The 22,581-nt window shown below is 36.6% G+C and carries 15 protein-coding genes; 11 read left to right on the top strand and 4 right to left on the bottom strand.

Annotated features, from left to right (window positions below; genetic code table 11):
* Positions 1 to 381: 381 nt before the first annotated feature.
* Together RTP52_RS18115 and RTP52_RS18110 are read left to right on the top strand one after the other, a co-directional pair.
* Positions 382 to 1,983, top strand: a complete 1,602-nt coding sequence (locus RTP52_RS18115; protein WP_312105449.1) for a methyl-accepting chemotaxis protein — start codon at positions 382 to 384, stop codon at positions 1,981 to 1,983.
* 223 nt (positions 1,984 to 2,206) lie between these two features.
* The gene (locus RTP52_RS18110; RefSeq protein WP_330694327.1) at positions 2,207 to 3,031 is read left to right on the top strand and encodes a purine-nucleoside phosphorylase; all 825 of its coding nucleotides are present in this window, start codon (positions 2,207 to 2,209) and stop codon (positions 3,029 to 3,031) included.
* A 129-nt stretch (positions 3,032 to 3,160) separates the two neighbouring features.
* Here the strand turns inward: RTP52_RS18110 and RTP52_RS18105 are convergent, their stop codons facing one another.
* Complete coding sequence (locus tag RTP52_RS18105; RefSeq protein ID WP_312105447.1) at positions 3,161 to 3,922, bottom strand: response regulator transcription factor; 762 nt, start codon at positions 3,920 to 3,922, stop codon at positions 3,161 to 3,163.
* The gene (locus RTP52_RS18100) at positions 3,897 to 5,639 is read right to left on the bottom strand and encodes a sensor histidine kinase (RefSeq protein ID WP_312105445.1); all 1,743 of its coding nucleotides are present in this window, start codon (positions 5,637 to 5,639) and stop codon (positions 3,897 to 3,899) included. Before RTP52_RS18100 ends, RTP52_RS18105 begins: the two co-directional genes overlap by 26 nt.
* A gap of 329 nt (positions 5,640 to 5,968) precedes the next feature.
* Between RTP52_RS18100 and RTP52_RS18095 the strand changes: the two genes are divergently transcribed.
* Positions 5,969 to 7,777, top strand: coding sequence for a flavocytochrome c (locus tag RTP52_RS18095; protein WP_312372782.1), 1,809 nt, complete (start codon positions 5,969 to 5,971; stop codon positions 7,775 to 7,777).
* 109 nt (positions 7,778 to 7,886) lie between these two features.
* On the opposite strand, the gene RTP52_RS18090 is transcribed toward RTP52_RS18095, so the two are convergent.
* Positions 7,887 to 9,491, bottom strand: coding sequence for a response regulator transcription factor (locus RTP52_RS18090; protein ID WP_312372781.1), 1,605 nt, complete (start codon positions 9,489 to 9,491; stop codon positions 7,887 to 7,889).
* A gap of 19 nt (positions 9,492 to 9,510) precedes the next feature.
* Positions 9,511 to 11,286, bottom strand: coding sequence for a sensor histidine kinase (locus RTP52_RS18085; protein ID WP_312107017.1), 1,776 nt, complete (start codon positions 11,284 to 11,286; stop codon positions 9,511 to 9,513).
* Between the two features lie 288 nt (positions 11,287 to 11,574).
* On the opposite strand from RTP52_RS18085, the gene RTP52_RS18080 reads away from it, so the two are divergent.
* The 8 genes from RTP52_RS18080 (at position 11,575) to RTP52_RS18045 (ending at position 22,315) form a co-directional block, all read left to right on the top strand.
* Entirely contained in the window at positions 11,575 to 12,921 is a 1,347-nt protein-coding gene (locus RTP52_RS18080; protein WP_312107019.1) for an ABC transporter substrate-binding protein, read from the top strand.
* 93 nt (positions 12,922 to 13,014) lie between these two features.
* On the top strand, positions 13,015 to 13,932 hold the full coding sequence (locus RTP52_RS18075) for a carbohydrate ABC transporter permease (protein WP_312107020.1): 918 nt from the start codon (positions 13,015 to 13,017) through the stop codon (positions 13,930 to 13,932).
* Positions 13,933 to 13,950: 18 nt separating this feature from the next.
* Positions 13,951 to 14,778, top strand: a complete 828-nt coding sequence (locus RTP52_RS18070) for a carbohydrate ABC transporter permease (RefSeq protein WP_312372799.1) — start codon at positions 13,951 to 13,953, stop codon at positions 14,776 to 14,778.
* A gap of 161 nt (positions 14,779 to 14,939) precedes the next feature.
* Positions 14,940 to 16,118, top strand: coding sequence for a glycoside hydrolase family 88 protein (locus tag RTP52_RS18065; RefSeq protein WP_312106486.1), 1,179 nt, complete (start codon positions 14,940 to 14,942; stop codon positions 16,116 to 16,118).
* A 97-nt stretch (positions 16,119 to 16,215) separates the two neighbouring features.
* Positions 16,216 to 17,604: a sulfatase family protein gene (locus tag RTP52_RS18060; RefSeq protein WP_312106488.1), complete on the top strand. Its 1,389-nt coding sequence runs from the start codon at positions 16,216 to 16,218 to the stop codon at positions 17,602 to 17,604.
* Positions 17,605 to 17,608: 4 nt separating this feature from the next.
* Positions 17,609 to 19,627: a DUF2264 domain-containing protein gene (locus tag RTP52_RS18055; protein WP_312106491.1), complete on the top strand. Its 2,019-nt coding sequence runs from the start codon at positions 17,609 to 17,611 to the stop codon at positions 19,625 to 19,627.
* Positions 19,624 to 21,138 carry a sulfatase-like hydrolase/transferase gene (locus RTP52_RS18050; protein WP_312106493.1) on the top strand — a complete coding sequence of 505 codons (1,515 nt, stop codon included), beginning with the start codon at positions 19,624 to 19,626 and terminating at the stop codon, positions 21,136 to 21,138. Before RTP52_RS18055 ends, RTP52_RS18050 begins: the two co-directional genes overlap by 4 nt.
* Before the next feature lie 55 nt (positions 21,139 to 21,193).
* Positions 21,194 to 22,315, top strand: coding sequence for an anaerobic sulfatase maturase (locus tag RTP52_RS18045; protein ID WP_312106496.1), 1,122 nt, complete (start codon positions 21,194 to 21,196; stop codon positions 22,313 to 22,315).
* The last annotated feature ends 266 nt before the right edge of the window (positions 22,316 to 22,581 follow it).

Genomic DNA, 22,581 nt, shown 5'->3' with positions numbered 1-22,581 from the left:
TTTATAAGCAGATGGCATTGGAAACACCGCTAAAAACCATGTCAGAATAAGATAGTACCTATTTCTAAGTTGATCTACACAGAAAATTATGAGATGGATCATGAGGGAAGATAGGTATAAAATAAAATATATAAAGATTAATTTTGAAAGCAGATTACACCATTAGTCTGCTTTCTTTTTTGCATTTGGGAAAATAAGAAAATACTACAAAAAATAAGAAAATACTACAAATTTTAGTATAGGAAAAAAACAATCTATTGTATACTATTACCAGCCTGAATAACATATCGAACAGATAAAAATATCTCCGAACTTCGCAGTGCGAAGATAGACCTCGCATCTTGAAAAGGAGTATAAAAAAATGACTTGGAGGAATATTCAATGAACATAAGAAATACTTTAAGAACTATCGTTGTCTTATTGTTAGTCTTTTCTGTGACAAGCACAGTAGTGGTATTTTATCAGATTGACAAAATGCAACTTGATGGAGCTGTAATCAATTCATCTGGCGTTGTGCGGGGTGCAACCCAGAGACTGATTAAGCTGGAAATGGCTAAAAAGCCTGATGACGGACTAATAAAGAAATTGGACGGAATTATAAACGGTCTGATAGAAGGCGACACTGATTTGGGCTTACCAAGAGCCACTGATGCGGCCTTTATAAACCAAATGAACAAAGTTAAAAACGAATGGCAGTCATTGAAGGAATCCATCGAAGTTGCCAGAAAAACCGGAAACTTTGATTCTTTAGTAACTGAAAGCGAAAATTACTTTGCATCTACCAATGCAGCGGTAACGGCTGCCGAAGCTTTTGCAGCCGGAAAAGTTGTAAGCTTAAAGTATATACAAACAATCTTGATGATAATGAATATAGCTCTCTTTGTTGCTATTTGGTTTATTAGCTCAATAAGGATTTCAAATCCGCTTAAAAGGCTTATAAAGATTATAGAAGATTTAGATGTATCGGAAAAAATTCCTGAGAAGTTCTTAAATCGTAAAGATGAGATAGGAGAGCTTTCACGGGCTTTTGGAAAAGTAATGAATGATATAAAAGCTTTAATTGAAGGTATCGCGGTAACTTCGGATAGGCTTACCGAATCTTCCTTTATTCTGAGCGGTGTAAGCGATGAAACATCAAATTCTTTTATGGAGATTGCCAAAGCTATTGAAGGTATTGCTGGAGGGGCCTCTTACCAGGCTTTAGAAACACAAAAAGGAGTCAGCGAAATGGAAAGCCTTGGAATGTTGGTGGATGAGGATCAAAACAAGGTTAAGGAACTAAGGTTAGTTGCTGAACGTGTCAACGAGCTAAAAAATGAGGGCACTGCAATTTTAGACGACCTGATTAAAAAAACAGTACAAAACGGAAAAGCTGCGAAAGAGGTTCGAACTACTATAATAGAGACCAATGAAAGTGCTAAGGATATTGTAAGTGCAAGCCTGATGATCAAAGAAATATCAGACCAGACTAACCTTTTAGCGTTGAATGCAGCCATTGAAGCGGCAAGAGCAGGAGATCACGGAAGGGGATTTGCAGTTGTAGCAGATGAGATAAGAAAACTGGCAGAAAACTCGAACAAATTTACTTCAGAAATTGAAAAGATAACCAATATGCTTACAGTCAAAACGGATGAGGCTGTAAAAAAGATTGAAGAAATGGATATGGTAGTAAAAATACAGTCAGAGAGCGTATCTTCCACTGAAGCTAAATTTTCAGGAATATCTTGTGCTATTGATGATATAAAAAAATATATAAATAGTATAAGCCGGTCAACTGATGAAATAGCAAATAAGAATATAGTGATTATTGATATGATTCAAAGCTTATCAGCTATTGCAGAGGAGAGCGCCGCAAATACACAGGAAATGTCGGCATCGGTAGAGGAACAGACTGCAGCAATGGACCAGATTGCTGAAGCCAGTAAGGTATTATCCCAATTGGCTGAAAAGTTAAATGGGGGTATGAAACAATTTAAAAAGTAAGCATTCCGGCTCAGAGTTTTGACAGCCGTCTTAAAGCTATTGAATAAAGGAATATATAATTTGTAACAATAAAAAAGTAGGTACATGAGGTTGACTGCTGAGCTAATGGAGATAGGGTGTTGAAGAATCATCTGACATTTTATATGGCTATGCAACAAAACAAGAGGCAATTGATATATTTAAAATATATATAAAATTTATAAGAAGGGAATGATAGAGTATTATGGATAATATGTATGATAAGGTTGTAGAGTCGACAAAGTATATACAAAGCAAAAGTAATTTAAAACCAAAGGTAGGAGTTGTGTTAGGTTCTGGACTTGGTGATTTAATTGATGTGATTGAAGGAAAAGAATATATTAATTACGAAGACATTCCTAATTTTCCAAAGTCAACAGTAGCGGGTCATCAGGGAAGATTGGTATTTGGCAAGATAAATGGAGTTGATATTTTAGCAATGCAAGGAAGATTTCATTATTTTGAAGGATATTCCATGAAAGAGGTAGCATATCCTATCTTCGTCATGAAACAATTAGGTATCGAACAGCTTATAGTGACAAATGCTTGTGGTGGAATCAATACTGATTTTCAGCCAGGAACCTTAATGATTATAACCGACTTTATTAATCTTATATCAGACAATCCACTTATTGGAGTAAATGATGAGAGGTTTGGGACAAGATTTCCAGATATGTCGGAACCTTATAAGTTAGACTTAATAGATAAGGCAAAAAACATAGCAAATGAGATAGGAATCGAATATAAGGAAGGTATCTATGCAGGATTTATGGGACCTTATTACGAAACCGCAGCAGAAATAAGAATGATAAAAAATAATGGTGCAGATGCGGTTGGAATGTCAACAGTTCCTGAGACGATCGCCGCAAATTATCTGGGTATTGATGTACTGGGCATATCTTGTATAACAAATATGGCTACTGGAATACAGAAGCACAAACACTCTCATGAGAGGGTTGTTGAAACAGCTCAGAAAGCATCGGTAAATTTGAGTAAATGGGTAGCAAAAATTATTGAAAACATGGATTAATACAGAGGTTTATTTACTATTTCTATTCTTCGAGAATTGATATGGTGCGAACCGTAATATAAAAAGATAGGAGTAGATAAAACACAATTACGTGTTTCTCTGCTCCTATCTTTGAATCAAATATAATTGCTATTCTCGTTTTTCATTACGATATTCTACCGGAGAAACTCCTGTATGATTTTTAAAAACCCGTGAAAAATAATGTTGGCTGGAATAGCCAACAAGTTCCGCAATTTCAGCCATTAATAGATCTTCTCTGGAAGAGAGAAGGAAGATTGCTTGTTTAATCCGTAGTTCATTCAAATATTCCGTAAAACTTAAATTGGTATTTTTCTTAATTATTCGGGTCAGATAAGATTGACTGATATGAAATTCATCAGCTACAAGATTAAGGCTTATATTACTATCGCAGTGATGATCGTTGATATAAGCTAATGCTTTTTTACATACTGAACAGTTCGATGCATCTGGCAAAGAAGTTATATTAGTTTCTTTTGAAACTATTACATCCTCGTTTTTCCCGAGTGTTTCTAAGGCATGCTCCACCACGGATAACAGCTGGCTTCGCTTAATGGGCTTTAAAAGATAATGAAAGGCACCCAATTCAATCGCTTTTTGAGCAAATGGGAAACTGTCATGGCCAGAGACGATAATAAATTTTGAATTCGGTAGAAATTCTTTGGCTTGTTCAATCGCATCAAGTCCGGTAATGGTTGGCATCGTGATATCAATGATTACAAGATCTGGGTGAGTTTCCTGCATTATCTCGAGTGCTTGTCGTCCATTTGCAGCTTGCCCAACGATAGTAACAGGTAAATTAGAGGCTTGAATGAGTTTGGCTATGCCTTCGCGTATTATCTTTTCATCATCTGCAATTAATAATTTTCTCATTGTTTTGCATCTCCTTTACTGCTGGAATAATAATCGTAGCGGTTGTACCAATCTGTTCTTCACTGGTAATTGTAATACCATACTCTTTGCCATACACCATTTGTATTCTACGATGAATATTGTGTAGGCCATATCCCTTACAGGGAGCGTCCTGTTCCAATGAGCGAAGTAACGTTTTAAGTTCTGCGGGTGACATACCAACACCATCATCTTGTACTATGATTTGAATGGTATCCTCTTTTCTTAATACTCTGACAGCAATTATACCAGGCGAAAGCTTTGGTTTAATTCCGTGATACAGTGCATTTTCGACCAATGGCTGTACAATCAGTTTAATTGTAACATATGCTGAGACATCAGGATCATAGGAAATGCGAAAGTCTAAAATATCTTCATAACGTTTTTGTTGAATAAACAGGTAACTTCTAACATGTTCAATTTCTTTTATCACAGAAATAAATTCTTTACCATCACTAAGCGAAATTCGGAAGAAATCGGACAAAGCCTCAATCATTTCAGATAGCTCAATGGCGTTATAATCATAGGCTCTCCATTGAAGATTATCCAGTGTATTGTATAAAAAATGAGGGTTAATCTGTGATTGTAACACCTGAAATTCAGCAGTACGTTTTGCCACTTCTTCTTCCTTAATTCGGTCCATTAGAGAGGAAATCTGTTCCGTCATTGTATAAAAGTTATTGGCAAGGAATGCAAGTTCATCCTTTTTGTTGCTGATTACCTGTTTTGGTAAGACAAAATTTCCATCCTTTACAAGTTGCATTGCTTTCGAAAGCTTATAAATAGGAGCTGTAATGGTACGTGAAAATAAGAAGCAACTTATGATTGATATGGCAAGCACAAGAATCCATATCACTAAGATGGTATAGATTAAGTGTTGTGTATGTAAATTTAATTCCTTCAAAGAAGTCATGGTACATAAGGACCAACCATTGGAGTATGGTATTGGAGAATAAAATACCACTTGTTCTTTCCCTTTTTCTTCTTTAAATGAATAAATACCAACGTTCTTTGATATTGGTTCTTTGATATGCGACACTAAATTTGCCAGTTCTGCCACGCTTATACCCTGAATTGGATTGGTGGAATAAAGATTTCCTTCGGAATCCATAATCCATGAAGTACCATTATAAAAATCAATACCTTCTGTAATTTCAGATAATTTATACAGAGAAATTGCACCATTAATGAATCCAATTTTTTTATTCTCATCATTGTATATTGGATAACAAATGAGTGTGATTGGCAAGCTATCTGTTTTCGATAATAAGGGAGTACTAATGACGTATTCTTCATCGGTTGACATGGCATGTTGAAAATAAGAACGTTTGGATATGTCAATGGTTAGTTCATCACTGACGTAACCAAGTCCATTTGTAGTTCCGGCTGCAAATGTTCCGTATTCATTTCCATAATGTTCTCCAACATTTTGATTTAATCGTTTGATAAAAGTTTGTAAACTTTTTGTTTCCATTGTTCGAAGTGCTTCCGTCTGACTAATTACTCGAATTTCACTAATTCGTTGGTTCAACCAGGAGCCAATTTCATTTGCTTTTGACTCAACAATTTGTGTATTCAGATTTTCTAAACCTATTTGATTGGAAGTTAATATACGATCTCTTACCATAAATAAAAGGCAAGAGAAAGCAAATGAAATACAGATACTAAATAGTAACGCAATTTTTGTATGCAATTTCATAAAATCCTCATTCTTGCGCACGTTTTTGCGAATAAAAAGTTTGTGGTGCGCAAGCACAAACTTGCGTGTGAAAATTGATTTCTATTTTCACATTATCCCTCTTTCAAGTGATGAATGTTCGTTAAAGTGCAAAAATACGAAAACTACTGTAAATACAAATCGCTGTCAGTATACTATAATCTAAAATATATGACAAGTATTTAACAAACTTTTTAACATAAACATAAATTTGAATGAAACGTTTTGATAGGATAACAATAAAATGAAAGAAATTTGAATGTGTTTTGATTGTTGAGAGGTTTTAACACAATGGGAAAGAGGAGAATGAAATGAAAAAGTCAAAATTATTAGCTCTTGGGTTAATTGTGACTCTTACAATGACCGGCTGTGGCTCAAAGACAAAAGAAGAGCCAAAAACATCACCAGATACAGTTGAAACGACAACAGGTATTCCAAATGGAACTTACACAGGTGAGGGTGAAGGTAAAGGTGGAAAAATCAAAGTTGAATTAACATTAGAAGATGGAGAAATCAAAAAAATTGATGTGCTTGAAAATAGCGAAACTCCAGGATTTGCAGATGCAATGCAAACGATTACTGAAGCTATGATTGCAACAAATTCATTTGATGTAGATGCTGTAAGTGGTGCTACCTTAACTTCCAAAGGATTTAAAGCAGCAGTAGAAAATGCATTTGAGCAAACAGGTGCTTCCAAAGATCAATTGGTTGCAAAAGAAGCAGCTGGAACAAGTAATAAAGAAGAAAGAGAAGCAGCGTATACTGCTGATGTAGTTATAGTTGGTGCAGGTGGAGCTGGTTTAACAGCTGCAATAGAAGCTGCAAACAACGGAGCTTCTGTTATCTTAGTTGAAAAGATGCCAATGGAAGGTGGTAACACACTAATTTCCGGTGGTGAATATGCAGCACCAGGCAACTGGCTTCAAAAAGAAGAAGCTATTGAGGATAGTAAAGATAAGTTTTATGAAGACATCTTAAAAGGTGGAGACAATGAAAATAATCCGGAACTCGTTCGAATCTTAGCAGACCATGCATTAGAATCTGCAGAATGGTTAAGAGATGAAGTAAATGTAACATTTGAAGATTACTTGCTTTTCTTTGGTGGACATTCTGTAAAACGTAGTTTAGTTCCTAAAGATGCAAGTGGTGTGGAATTAATTAGTAAATTAACAAAAAAAGCAAAAGAAGTTGGTGTAATTACTCACTTAAATACTGCTGCAAAAGAACTTGTTGTAGAAAATGATAAAGTGGTTGCAGTAAAAGCAGAGTTTGACGGAAAAGAAATCACTTACAGTGCAAACAAGGGTGTTATTCTTGCAACTGGTGGATTCGGCTCTAACCTTTCGATGAGAGTAAAATATAACCCAGAAATGAATGAAAAAATTCTTTCCACAAACACAGTAGGTAGTACCGGAGATGGTATTACAATGGCAGAAAATGTTGGAGCAGAACTTGTAGATATGCAATACATTCAAACTTATCCAACATGTGATCCAGAACTCGGAACACTTCTTTATGTAGGTGATGTTCGAATGGAAGGACGTTCTATCCTTGTAAATAAAGAAGGAAAACGTTTCGTAGAAGAACTAGAACGTCGTGATGTTATTTCCAAAGCAGTGGTAGAACAAACAGGTGGAGTTTCTTACATGTTCTGGGATGAAGCTTCCATGGTAGCAAGTGGCGTTAATGTAAAACACCAAAGAGAATATGATTACTTAATTGAAAATGGTATCCTTGTAAAAGCAGATACAATCGAAGAAGCAGCTGCATTCTTTGATATTGATGCCGAAGAATTAAAGAAAACTGTAGAAAAATACAATGAGTACGCAAAGAATGGTAAAGATGAAGAATTCAATAAGAGAGGTACATTAACCGCATTTACAGATGGACCTTACTATATTATGAAATCCAAACCAGCAATCCATCATACAATGGGTGGTGTTAAAATCAACACAGATGCAAATGTAATCGATACAAACGGAAACGTAATCAAAGGTTTATTTGCTGCTGGTGAGGTAACTGGAGATATCCATGGAACAAACCGTTTAGGTAGTGATGCAATTGCAGATATTACTGTATTTGGTCGTATTGCAGGTAGAAACGCTGCAAAAGCGGAATAGTTAATTAAAGATCGATAGAAAAAACAAGCTGCTGTCAAACTATGTAAGATTAGTCTGACGGCAGCTTATTTGTATTCCGTACGAAGTTTTAGAAAGATTATATAAATATTTACATCCTTCTCTCATGATCTCTTGGAGAAATTCCAGTCACCTTTTTAAATACCTTACTAAAATAATAAGGATTATCAAATCCAAGAATATCAGAAATCTCGTACATTAGATACTTATGGGTATCAATTAATTCCTTTGCTCGCTCAATTTTTACACTCGCGATGTAGTCGGATAAGGTGATTCCAGTGTATTTCTTAAAAGTTGCACTAAGATGTCCTGCACTGATATTTAATTCTTCTGTTATTTCAGCTAAGGTTAACTTTTCGGTGAAATGTTCATCAATGTAACGCTTTGCCTGTTCCACAAGGATATCAGAACGATTTTCCTTGCGGTTATCTAAAAGCTTGCATAATTTCTCTTGAAAGCTTCGAAGCCATTCTAATATATTTGCAAGGCTTGGAAAATGATTTAAGTATTCTGCGATATTAATGGCATACGGAAAGATGTCGTGGTAGTCATTTTTATCGGTTTCAAAAAAAGAATACAAATAAGTATAGATATTAATGCAGGCGCTGGTTGCGTGCTCTTTATTTGGTGTACACTGTGTAAATAACTCAATAATCTGATCAAAGATGTTAGCAAGACGTTCGCTGTCATTTTGTTGTATCGAGGCAGATAAATCTTTCTTTAAGAAATTGATATTAAAGTTTTTAGCACTACTCTTATGGAGATTCTGACCCTGATAGAAGACAATCGGGGTATGAGAATTATAGTAGTAATACTCAAGCGCTGTAAGTGCTTCCTTAAAGATATCAGGGAGATGCTCCAGGGAATGATTGGTCTGACTGATCCCAAAAACTGCGGTAAGTTCAAAGTAAGTTTTAAGCGCTGAATTCACTTTATCGCAAAAATACGAAATAGTGGTTTCGTAGGGGTGAATTGCTCCCTCATCTCTTAATCCACCAACAAATAAAAAGGTATTTGAATTATAGTTTATCAGTGTATGAGAATGAAAGAAGCGGGCAGAAATACCGCTAATAATATCAGTAATGTGGCTATTGATCCGTTTTAAATCCAAACGCTCTTCATGTGTAAGAAATTGAATGCTGGTGTGACGAATGGTAAACAGAATCACAAAGGGATTCTTATAATTCTCCTTTAAAGATTCGGGAAGTGTCACATCTTTATTCTGAGAGATGATCAATTGTGTCACATAATTTTGCATCAGAACTGCATTACTAATAGTTTGTGCAACTTGCATCTGATTCTTATTATGGCGATCCATAAGGTCACAGGCTTCTTTTGCACGATCCAGTGATTTTATCAAATCATCTGGTTTCAGATTAAGTTTTATAAGATAATCAGAGGCACCTAGTGTCACTGCTTTTCTTGCAAGCTGAAATTCTTCTAAATTGGTTAAAACAAGAAAGGCAAAATTACAACCATTTGTTTTACATTTTTCAATCAATTCTAAGCCACTTAATACAGGCATACAGATATCAGTAATTACAATATCAGGTTGTAATTCCATAATTAAATCATAGGCAGTAGGGCCATTGGTTGCTTTTCCTACGATAGTGCAGTCATGCTCCTCCCATGTAAGTAGGGAGGTAATTCCTGCAAGAATCAATGGTTCATCATCTACTAAGATTACTCGGTACATAGGGCCTCCTTCACCAGAATTAATATTCTAAAGGTAGAGTGATGGTTATCTTGGTATAGTTGTCTAGTTTACTTTCAATTGTGATTCCATAGTCTTCACCGTAAACTAGTTTCATCCTTCGATCCACATTTGGAAGACCGATTCCACTCATCTTACTCTTTGAGACACGAGAGGTATCGGTAAGAAGTGCTTCAATATTTTCAGGTGCAATTCCAATACCGTTATCAAGTACGGTGATTGTGAATAAACCATCTTTTACAAATGCATGAATCTGGATAAATCCAAATCTGCCACTAGGTTCAATACCACTAAAAATAGCATTTTCAACAATTGGCTGCAACGTAAGCTTGATGATTTTTGCATCATATAGTCGTTCATCCTCTACTGAAACATCTACATCGAATAATTCGATATAGCGTATCTTTTCAATTGTAATATAATGATTTAAAAAATCTAATTCTTGACGCAATGTTACTTTCTCATTAAAACCTTTCGCCATATTCTTTAATAAAGAAGATAGTGAGGTGACTACCTGTACAATACCCGAATTCTGTTGCATTGTTGCAATCCATTTGATGGAATCTAGGGTATTATAGAGGAAATGAGGATTAATCTGCGCCTGTAGCATTTTTATTTCTAAATCTTTCTTGTCTTTTTCATTCTGTACTCTAGTCTCTAACAGGGTTGAGATATGACTTGACATATCATTAATTTGCTTTCCTATCACACCAATTTCATCGTCACTTTCAATGGTAATATCTGGTTCGAAATTTCCTCTGGAAATCAGTTCAAGGCGTCTTGTCAAACGGCTGATTGGAGCACCAAGCTGTCTTGAAATTACGATGGAAAGGGTCATACCGATGACCATACAAAATAAGAAAATAAAAAAAATAGTATTGCCAATAATACTGTGGTCTAGGTCCATACTAATAATAGGAAGAATCTCAAATAATAAGATACCACTAATGGGTTGTTTCTTATAAGTAATAATACAATCCTTTTGGTTTAATTCTGTTCGGTAACTACCACCAAAAGAATTAGAAGCAAGAAGGTCTTGGATTAAATCTCCCGTATCAAAATATCCGCCACGAACAGAAGAGATGATATCACCTTCTGCGGTAACCGCATAGACAATGCTGTCACTTGGCATGGTTTGCAATGCATGTATATATAACGTAGGGGATATCCCTAAAAATACCCATGAGTTTTCCGGTTTTGCATTGGTTATATTCTGGAGCGGGCGTAGTAGGGGGAGTAATTTAGGCATATAGGTCTTCCCGAATGGAAAGGGATTATCTACCATCCTTAAAGTATACTGCCCTGTTGTATTGGTTAAAATATCATGAAACCATGAAGTTTCCATGATTTGATAAGGATCATCCAAAGATCCGCTTGAATTTCCTGCCTGAAGCACAAAATCATTATTAAATAAGGTAATCTTAAAGATATAACTGCTGTATCCAGAGATTGCGCATAAGTCTTTTAATGCACTGGAAGCGTAGAGTGCAGCTTTTGCATTATCATATCCATCTTTATAATCAGAAAAAGTAGTAGTGACAAAGAGAGACTTTCGCTCTGAACAATTAAGTAGTATATTTATCATTTCATCATAGGCTAATTCCAAACGATCAGAAAGAGCATCAATACGACTGGAACTACTGGTGGTTTCATTTTTAATGACATCATTTCGGTAAGACTGGTAGTTATAAAAGCTGATTGCAGATGCAATACAGATGATAATCATCAAATTATATAAGATAAGCTTTCTTTGAAACTTTTTTGGTGTAGAATTCATAGATTGACTCCTGTTTCTGAAAAGAAATTTGTACATATTGAATAGCTTATATAACTCCATAATATCGAAAATAAGTCAAAAATACAATCACAAAAAATCGAAATATAAAAATATTATAAAAATCTTATGATATTACATCTTTTTTGATGCGATTTTCAGCCCATCTTAAAAAAAGTAACAGAATTATGAGGATATTGGATTTCATAACCCCCTTGAATTTGATATGATACAGATACAAAAGATAAACACAGAAATTGTGAATACATAACAAACGGGAGGAGATTTGAAATGAAGTTAAAAAAAGTGTTGGCATTAACATTAGCAGCTTGTATGGTATGTACTTCCATGGTGGCTTGTTCTAAGAACGATAACAAAACTCAGGGAAATGACACAAATACAAGTCAAGAAGGAAACAAAGAAGAAAAGCCAGGTGCAACAACTGGTGGAAAGAAAGTTTTATCTGTTACAACATGGGATAACGATACATCACCTCAATTCCAGGCAATTATCGATGCATATGAAGCAAAGAATACTGATGTAGAAATTAAAGTTATTGATACAGCATCAGACGAATATAACAATTCTCTAGGAATTAGTTTATCCGCAGCACAGAGTGATCCAGATATTATCTGGGTAAAGGATATGGGGTCTATGCTTCAGATGGTAGATAAAAATCAGCTTCTTCAGATTGATGATTTTATCAAAGCTGATAACTTAGACTTATCTGTTTACAGCGGTGGAGCAGAGCAGTTACAGTACAATGGTGCATCTTATGCGCTTCCATACCGTTCTGACTGGTATGTATTATACTACAATAAAGATTTATTTGATGCAGCTGGTGTAGAATACCCATCCAATGATATGACTTGGCAGGAGTACTATGAATTAGCAGCTAAATTAACTTCGGGTGAGGGCAGTGCAAAAGTATATGGTGGACACAACCACACATGGCAGGCATTAGTTACTAACTGGGCAGTACAAGATGGACAGCATACTGTAGTAGAGAAAGATTACAGTTTCTTAAAGAAATGGTATGAAGAAGCTTTAAGTTTACAGGAAAATGGATATATCCAGGATTATGCTACATTAAAGACAGCAAATATTCACTATTCTTCAGTATTTAAGAATCAGCAGTGCGCTATGATGCCTATGGGAACTTGGTTTATTTCTATCATGATGCAGTCACAGACAAGTGGTGAAACTAACTTTAACTGGGGTATTGCAAGAATTCCTCATCCAGAAAATACAGAATCTGGTTATACAGTAGGTGCATTAACACCAATCGCTATCAGCAAAAACACAGATGAACCAGAATTATCATGGGATTTTGTTAAATTCGCAGCATCCAAAGAAGCAGCTGAAATTTTAGCACAGCAGGGTGTTTTCACAGGTATTCAGACAGAAACTTCTTTAAAAACAATTTCATCCGCAGAGTTCTTCCCAGAAGGTGCTAGTAATGTAGAAGCATTAACTTATACAAATTACTTCTTTGATCGTCCACTTGATCCAAAGATTGAAGAGATTAGACAGGTATTAAACGAAGTTCATGAAATGATTATGATCAAGTCTTATTCTATTGATGATGGTTTAGCAGAATTAACAAAACGTGTATCAGATATCAAAGGATGGAACTAAGAGCTTACAAGTCGTTAGAAAAAAATAAGAAAGAGCGCGAGGCGCTCTTTCTTACTGAAAAGATAAGTTAGCGAAGAAAGCAGGAGGTTAAAAATGAGCAATAATAAAAAAAGAGGCCTGACATCAAAGCAAAAAAGAACCATTCGAACAAATTTGATGGGATATGCATTCATCCTTCCAAATCTGATTGGTTATAGCATATTCGTATTTCTTCCTATTTGTTTCTCTTTTGTACTAAGCTTGATGAAATGGGATGCTTCTCAGGCACCAATGGAGTTCGTTGGACTTCAAAACTTTACACAGATTCTTGGAGATGAGATTTTTAGAAAGTCATTTGGTAATACCTTTGAATATGCATTATTAACAGTACTTCCAACCTTGGTTTTATCTTTGTTACTTGCAGTATTGATGAATTCTAAGATTAAAGGAATTAACTTTTTTAGAACAGCCTTTTTCTTTCCTTATATCGCATCAATCGTTGCGGTAGGTGCTGTATGGAATATGTTATTCCAGCCAGACTTTGGACCAATTAATGAGTTTTTAAGATTTATTGGAATTGCAAATCCACCTAGATGGGTAGTAGATGTAAAGTGGGCGATGATAGCAATCGCAATCGTTACAATATGGAAATTCACTGGGTATTATATGATAGTATATCTTGCAGCGCTTCAAGGAATCCCTTCTTCTTTATATGAAGCAGCAAGTATTGATGGTGCAAAAGGTTGGCAGAAGTTACGTTATATCACAATACCAATGTTAACACCAACAACATTTTTCGTATTAATCATGCTGACAATCCAATGTTTCAAAGTATTCGATATGGTATACGTTATGACTGGCGGTGGTCCAGGTAATGCGACCAAGACATTGGTTAACTATATATATGAGAAAGCATTTGTTAGTTGGCAGTTAGGACCAGCAAGTGCGGGCGCTATCATTCTTTTCTCTGTAGTACTGGGTATTACTTTAATTCAGTTCTCTGGTGAAAAGAAATGGCACAAAGACATGTAAGGAGGGGACATAATGACAATGAAAAACAAAAATAAGACGAAAAGAACCATTCTAATTGTATTACTTACTTTATTATCCCTCTTCATGCTAGTTCCATTTTACTGGATGGTTATTTCTTCATTAAAGTTAAACAAAGACGTATTTTCTATCCCTATGAAATGGTGGCCTGATAAGTTCCAGTGGGAAAACTACGTACTCATTTGGAAGAAGCTACCGCTCGTTACCTTCTTCTTTAACACTGCAAAATTAACGATCATCACTACGATCATTCAGTTATTGACAAGTTGTCTTGCAGCATATGGATTTACAAAGATGAAATTTAAGGGAAGAGATATTATTTTCTTAATGTATGTAACTACCATTTCAGTTCCATGGCAAGTATATATGATTCCACAGTTTATCTTAGTTTCTAAGATGGGCTTAAACGACAGTCACCTTGGATTAATCTTGATGCAGGCATTTAGTGCGTTCGGTGTATTCTTAATCAGACAGTTCTATATCAGTATTCCAGATGAACTTTGTGAGGCAGCGCGAATTGACGGATTAAATGAATTTGGAATCTTTAGAAAAATAGTATTCCCACTCGGTAAACCAGCAATGGCAACCTTAGCAATCTTTACATTTACAAATGTATGGAATGACTTCATGGGACCATTAATTTACTTAAAGACAAAAGAATTAAAGACAATCCAGTTAGGTATTCGTATGTTTATCTCTCAGTACGGTGCAGACTATGCTTGGATTATGGCGGCTTCCGTATGTTCCTTAATTCCAGTTGTCATTGTATTCTTAAGTTGTCAGAAGTTCTTTGTGGAAGGTGTAGCTTCCAGTGGTATAAAAGGCTAATAAAGAATGAACAATTTGCTCCTGTATCGGAAATTGCATAGCAGTTCCCATACAGGACTTATGTATATGTTACGTTTTATTTGAGCCATCACAAGAGAGGGTGATGACTGAAGTAATAGGTTTATTTTTAAGTAGAATCAAACAACAGGAAGGAGAAAACGATGGCACAAACATTTGAGACAATAAAAAAGTATCCTGGCCTTGAGGAGTCCATCATTAAAAAGGCGTTGGACGAAGCCACAGCAATCGTAAAGGCAAATCTTCCAGAGTTCACAGATAAATTTCAGTCTTCTAATAGTTTTGATGGCTTTTATGAAGCTACAGAAAATGTAGAGTGGACGACAGGATTTTGGACCGGAGTAATCTGGTTATCCTATGAACATACTGGAGAGGATTGTTATAAAGAGGCGGCATTAAAGCAGGTAGAAAGTTTTCTTCATAGAATTGAAGAAAAAATAGATGTAAACCATCATGATATGGGATTTTTATTCAGTCTTTCCTGTGTGGCAGCATACAAATTGACAGGGAATGAGTACGCAAAGAAAGCAGCCTTACTTGCCGCAGATCATTTAGCAGAAAGATATCGTGAAGTAGGAAATTTCCTTCAAGCATGGGGAAATGTTGGTCAGGCGTCTGAATATCGTTTGATTATTGATTGCCTCTTGAACTTACCAATTCTTTACTGGGCAACAGAAGTAACTGGAGATTCTTCCTATGCTATGAAAGCAAAGAATCATATAAAAACTGCGATGAAATGTGTTGTAAGACCTGATAATTCAACGTATCACACCCATTTCATTGATATGCAGACGGGAGAGCCTACTTATGGCGTAACCCATCAGGGAAATCGTAATAATTCAGCTTGGGCAAGAGGCCAAGCTTGGGGGATTTATGGAATCGCATTAAGTTACCGCTATTTAAAAGACCCTGAGTATATTGATTTATTTTACCGTGTTACAGATTATTTCATCGAGCATCTACCAGAAGATTTGGTTCCTTATTGGGACTTTGACTTTGATACAGACAGTGAGGAACCAAGAGATTCTTCTGCCTCTGCAATTGCAATTTGCGGTATCTATGAGATGATAAAATATTTAGAACCGGAGCAGGCAGCTCGCTACAAAGAAGCAGCAGATAAGATGTTAAGAGCTTTGGTTGAACATTGCGCGAATGATGATATTACGATATCCAATGGTCTGCTTCTTCACGGAACCTATGCGAGAGATTCCAAAGAAAATACTTGTAAGAACCGTGGTGTGGATGAATGTAACACCTGGGGTGATTATTTTTATCTGGAAGCGCTCGTTCGCTTGACCAAGGATTGGGAATTGTACTGGTAAGTAAATCTTGTAAGTTTGACAAGGAAAAGTTTGCGTAGCTTGCTTTTCCTTGTTTTACTAATCGGCACAAGAAGTATAGAAAATGAGGTGATTGGAAATGAAACAAAATTTAATCTATGTGTTTGCGGATCAATGGAGATACCAAGCACTTGGCTATCATCATGCGGATCAAGTAGTAACTCCATGGATGGATAAATTCGCGGAAGAAAGTATGTGTTTTTCCCATGCCTACAGTACGTTTCCACTGTGTTCTCCGCATAGAGCCTCTCTGATGTCTGGAAAATATCCATTCAGCGTTGGGATGTGGACCAATTGTAAGATAGGGTTGGAAGAAAAGATTATGCTGAAACCTCAGGAAACCTGCATTGGGAATGTCTTAAAAGACAATGAGTATCAGACAGGATACATTGGAAAATGGCATCTGGATGCTTCTGAATTAAACTTTCACCCAAATCCAAAATCAGGAGCGAAAGACTGGGATGCTTTTACTCCACCAGGAGAGAGAAGACAAGGTTTTGACTATTGGCTATCTTATGGTGCCAGTGATGAGCACCTTGATCCACATTATTGGATGGATAGCGAGGAACAGATTAAGCCTGGAAAATGGTCAGCAGAATTTGAAACCGATAAAGCAATTGAATTCCTAGAGAAGAGAAAAGGACAGGAAGAACCGTTTGCGTTGTTTTTATCTTACAATCCGCCACATCTTCCGTATGAGTTAGTTCCGGATCAATATTATGATGAGTTTAGAGACTCTGAAGTTAAGTATCGACCAAATGTGCCTGAGGATATGAGGGAAGGAATTCTAAAGACACAAAGCAGACAGTATTTTGCAGCAGTGTCCGGTATTGATGAACAGTTTGGAAGAATCTATCAGTATCTAAAAGAACAAGGCTTAGAAGAAAATACGATGGTAGTCCTTTCCGCAGATCATGGTGAAATGTTAGGTTCCCATGGCTTAATGAGTAAGAATATCTGGTACGAGGAGTCCATTCATATTCCACTCATGATTCGTCAAAAGGGGTATATCGAGGCAAAAGAAAACCCAGTTATCTTTGCCAGTCCAGATCATATGCCAACCCTTTTGGGTCTCATGGGATTAGAGGTACCAGTGACTTGTCAAGGTTATAATCATGCAACGGGTATCTTAGGAGAAGATGAGAATGCACCACAGGATATGTTACTTTGTTCTTATCCGGGTGTAGCCGACATGGTGAAGGCGTTTAGTGATCTTGGGCTTAGCCATAAAGCATATGGTTGGAGAGGGGTTAAAACTGCAACTCATACGTATGTGAGAAGTAATGGATATGCGCCGGGAGAAGCGGTAGTAGAATATCTGTATGATGATAGCAAAGATCCATATCAGATGAATCCAACAGTAGTAACCAACGAAGAGAATGATCCTTTGGTACGAAAGATGAGAGAGCGTTTGAGCTATTATTTAGAGTTGACGAAAGACCCATTTTTAATGCATAGGGAGAAATAAGTAGATGAAGTTTGTATTGAATCATCCAGATGATAAGATTAGTCCATATACAGGGATGACAAGAGAGCATTGGCTTTCAATTAGTCATTTTTATTTAGAGGGAATTTTCTGTCATGTTGCAAAGATGGGGGATCCAATTTTAGTGCCAAGGCATGAGTTTACGGTGAGCTATCCACAACCCAATGGTCCGAAATGGAGATTGGCGGCGGAAGCCTTTGAAGGTTTGGCAAGAAGCTTTTTGATTGCAGCACCATTACTTCATAATGAACCAGATGCTGTCGTGTGTGGTTATTCTTTAAGAGAATATTATAAGAATCAGATTTTAAGCTCGGTTACACCAGAGAGTAAGAACTATTTGCTACGAGTAGAAGAAATCAGACCAGAAGCATTACCTGGGGAAATTGCATTTCAGCATACCTGTGAATGTGCTTCTTTAGTAATCGGTTTGACCATGTGTCAGGAAGTAATCTGGGATAGCTATACCAAAGAAGAGAAAGATAAAATTGCGGATTACTTATCAAACTTCGGACATTCCCATACCGGACATCATAACTGGCGATTGTTCAATATGCTGATTTTAGCATTTTTGGATACGCAAGGTTATGAAATCGATCATGGTATGATGAGAGACCATGCGCAGGTCATTGTTTCTTATTATGCTGGAGATGGTTGGTATCGTGATGGACATCTATTTGATTATTATTGTCCATGGGCATTTCATGTTTATGGACCGTTGTGGAATCAATGGTATGGCTATAAGAAAGAGCCTTACTTAGCTGAGAAAATAGAAGAGTATTCTAATGATCTAGTAAAGACCTATCCTCATATGTTTGATGAAGATGGTCATGTGACGATGTGGGGAAGAAGTGGAAGTTATCGAAGTGCAGCTACAGCGCCACTTGCTGCTAATTTTCTTTTAAAAAATCCAACTGTAGATCCAGGACTTAGCAGAAGAATTACCTCGGGAGCTGTTCTTCAATTTGCACAGAGAGAAGAATGCTTTTATGAGGGTGTTCCATGTCTTGGATTCTATGGCCCATTTCAGCCATTTGTGCAATCCTATAGTTGTGCGGCAAGTCCATTTTGGTTAGCAAACTCCTTTTTATGCTTAATGCTTCCAGAAGATCATCCATTCTGGACAGAGAAAGAGACAAATGGTGTCTGGGAATCCATGAAGGAAAAGGAAACGGTAACTACTGTTTTGGATGGACCAGGAATCGTGATGGATAATCACAAGGAAACAGGAATTACAGAATTTAGAACTGCAAAAGCCTTAATGAAGAAGAAATATCCATCCTTAAATGCATACATGAGACTTTCTTTTAACAGTCAATTTCCGTGGGAGGATTTTGATTATAAAGGTGTGGAAGCAATGCAGTACAGTCTGTGCATAGGGGTACAGGAAGCGCTGATTCCTAATATTATGATGTATGCTGGGGTAAGGGATGGCGTGCTGTATCGTAAGGAATATTTTGATTTTGAGTTTACTTTCCAGAATAAGTCTTCGATTGATTTGGCAGATTTCCCAGTTTCTCATGGTATCGTGCGTGTAGATAAAGTGAGGGTTCCTGACAAGCCATATACCTTAACCCTTGGTGCTTATGGAATGGCGGATCGTGGTGATGTGACAATCAAGGAATATCATTGCCCAATCACCAATGCCAGGGCAGTGGTGATGAAATCGTCAGAAGGACAAATTGCTTTTGTTAGTTATGTTGGATGGGATGAAATTGCGTATAGGGTAAGAGAAAGTGTGAGTCCAGTAACAAAGCAAAGCCAGATGTTATATGGAAGTAGTAAGAGAGAGAAGTATTACGAATATAAACCATATGCCATGATTAGTGCAGTCCTAACCAAGAAAGATAATTCCGTTTGGAAAGAGGAAGAATTATTCCCAATTCAGTCTATCACTTACCAGGACCCAGAAGGTTGTGGCGGTTATGGACCAATCAAAATTACTTTAAAAGATGGAAAGCAAGTAGTGGTAGATTATGAAGGAATGGAAGGACGGTTGATGGTATGAAAAAACAAGTCATTGTCATTATGACAGATACCCAGAGAATCGATATGTTAGGTTGTTATGGAAATCCAGATTGTAAAACACCAAATCTAGATCGTCTCGCGAACGAAGGAATTCGCTTTGATAGCGCCTATACAACACAGCCAGTATGCCAGCCAGCACGTTCTGCTATCTTTACAGGAAGTTATCCTCACTCCTGTGCTGGATGGTCGAATTGTATGGGGTTATCAGATAATGTGCAGAATATCGGACGTAGATTAAGTGACAATGGAATACACAGTGCCTACATTGGAAAATGGCATCTAGATGGTGGAGATTATTTTGGACTTGGAAGAGCAGCAGATGGTTTTGATCCTGAATACTGGTATGACATGAGAAACTATCTAGAAGAGCTAACCGAAGAAGAACGTTATCTCTCCAGACAGACGGAAAGTATGGAACAGTATGATATTAAGGAAGAGTTCACCTATGGTCATAGATGTTCTAACCGTGCCATTGATTTTATTGAAAAACATCAGGACGAAGATTACTTTTTAGTGGTGTCTTATGACGAACCACATGGACCATTCCTATGTCCAAGAGAATTTTGGTCTCAGTATGAGGATTATGAATTTCCTAAGAAAGAGAATATGCTAGATACCTTAGAAGATAAGCCAGAACATCATAGAATTTGGGCGGGAGATGGTTATATGGCAGCTTCTAAAGCAGACTTTAGCTTAAAGCCAAAGTATTATCTAGGTTGCAACAGCTTTGCGGATTATGAAATTGGCCGTGTCATGAATGCGATTGATCAGTGTACGAAAGATGCAATCATTATTTATACTTCTGATCATGGTGATATGCTTTATTCTCATTCGCTTACAGCAAAAGGCCCTGCAATGTATGAAGAAATAACACATATTCCATTTATCGTTCGTGGTTTTGACAAAGGAAAGGTAGATCCTCATCCAGTTTCTCATATCAACATTGCGCCAACTGTAATGGAATTATTTGACCTTCCAGTGCCAAAGGTTTTTGAAGGTCAGAGTTTATTAAAAGAATTAAAAACCGGAGAACGTGTAAATCCATATGTGTTTATGGAGTTTGGTAGATATGAAGTAGATCATGATGGATTTGGCGGATATCAGCCAGTGCGAGCTACGTTTGATGGTCGTTATAAATTAGTAATTAACCTGATGACCTCTGATGAGTTATATGATTTAGAAACAGACCCACAGGAACTACATAACCTAATCAATAATGTAGAATATGACGATAACAAAGTAAGACTACATCAGGCGATTCTTGATTATATGAGCGAGACAAGAGATCCTTTCCGAGGATACTACTGGGAGAATCGACCATGGAATCCTATCACGGAGTATAAGACCTGGGATAATCGCCTGATGACAAGACAAAGAGAAAATGAAGAATATGAGCCAAGACAGTTAGACTATGGTACTGGTCTTGAAATTACGCAGGCTGTTCGAAAAAAAGGGGAATCAGAAGCGAAATTTGCAAAGAAGAAATCATAAAAGAAGGAATCCTAGATGATGAGTGCATGCTAACGAAATAGAAAGGAAAATGCCTATGCCACCAATTAATTTACTAATCAAACCAGCTTCCGGTAATTGCAACTTAAGATGTAGCTATTGTTTTTATTACGATATTACTGGAAAAAGAGAGCAGGAATCCTATGGTTTTATGAGTGAGGAGACTCTAGAACAGGTGATAAAACAGGCACTTTTCTTTGCAAGTGGCGAATGCAGTTTTGCTTATCAAGGTGGTGAACCTACGTTAAGAGGACTAGACTTCTTTCGTAAATCGTTAGAGTTTCAGCAAAAACATAATGTAAACAACGTGAAAATTAATAATGCAATACAAACCAATGGATATCGACTTTCAGAGGAATGGGCAAAGTTTTTTGCAGAGCATCATTTTCTGGTAGGATTATCTTTGGATGGGTATAAAGGAGCTCATGATAAGTATCGAAGAAATTGTCAAGGAGAAGAAACTTTTTTGGAGATATTAAAGACGATTGAGATGTTTCAGAAGTATCAAGTGGAGTTTAATATTCTTATTGTGGTAAACAGAAAAAGCTGCCAGAAGGTTTCAAAGATGTATCAGTTTTTTCAACAGCATAACCTTCACTATCTTCAGTTTATACCATGTCTTGACCCGTTAGATGAGATTCCAGGACAAAGAGAATACTCCCTTCTACCAGAAGAGTATGGGGAATTCTTAAAGGAGTTATTTGATCTATGGTACGAGGACTTAAAACAGGGAAAGAATCCTTATATCAGACAGTTTGAGAATTATATTGGAATATTAATGGGACATCCACCAGAAGCTTGCGACCAATGTGGTGTATGCAATTTACAGTATGTTGTAGAGGCAGACGGCGAAGTATATCCCTGTGACTTTTATGTGCTTGATGAATTTAAATTGGGGAATTTAAATCAAGTGGGCATAGAAGAGATCAATAAAAAGAGACAAGAAATTAGATTTATTGAGTATTCTAAGACGGACCACCCACAATGCAATCGATGTAAGTACGGGCTTATATGCAGAGGGGGATGTAGAAGGCATCGTTCCATCGAGAATACAGAAGGATATCATGATAATTACTTCTGTCAATCCTATCAGATGTTATTTGACCATGCAATTGATCGAATGATTCAGATTGCGAGAGTATTAAAACAACAAAGGTAGAACAAATAGGCTGTCGCATTGCGATAGCCATTTTTTTTATACCAGGAAATAGGAAGAATCTTTGTGATATATAGATCCTTGTTATATATAGAATCCTTGTGTCTGTTAGTATAGATAAAGCATTCAACTATGGATGCCTTGGTATTAGGGTTTAAAAACGTAGTCTTTTTTCTCTATAATAAAGAGATAATATGCTTCTAGAAGGAGAACATGAAAATGGTATCCTTGTAAAAGCAGATACAATCGAAGAAGCAGCTGCATTCTTT

The organism is Lachnoclostridium sp. (genome assembly GCF_031997925.1).
Classification (GTDB): Bacteria; Bacillota; Clostridia; order Lachnospirales; family Lachnospiraceae; genus Lachnoclostridium.
The sequence above is the reverse complement of the archived record's forward strand: the minus strand, read 5'-3'. Positions and strand labels throughout refer to the sequence as shown.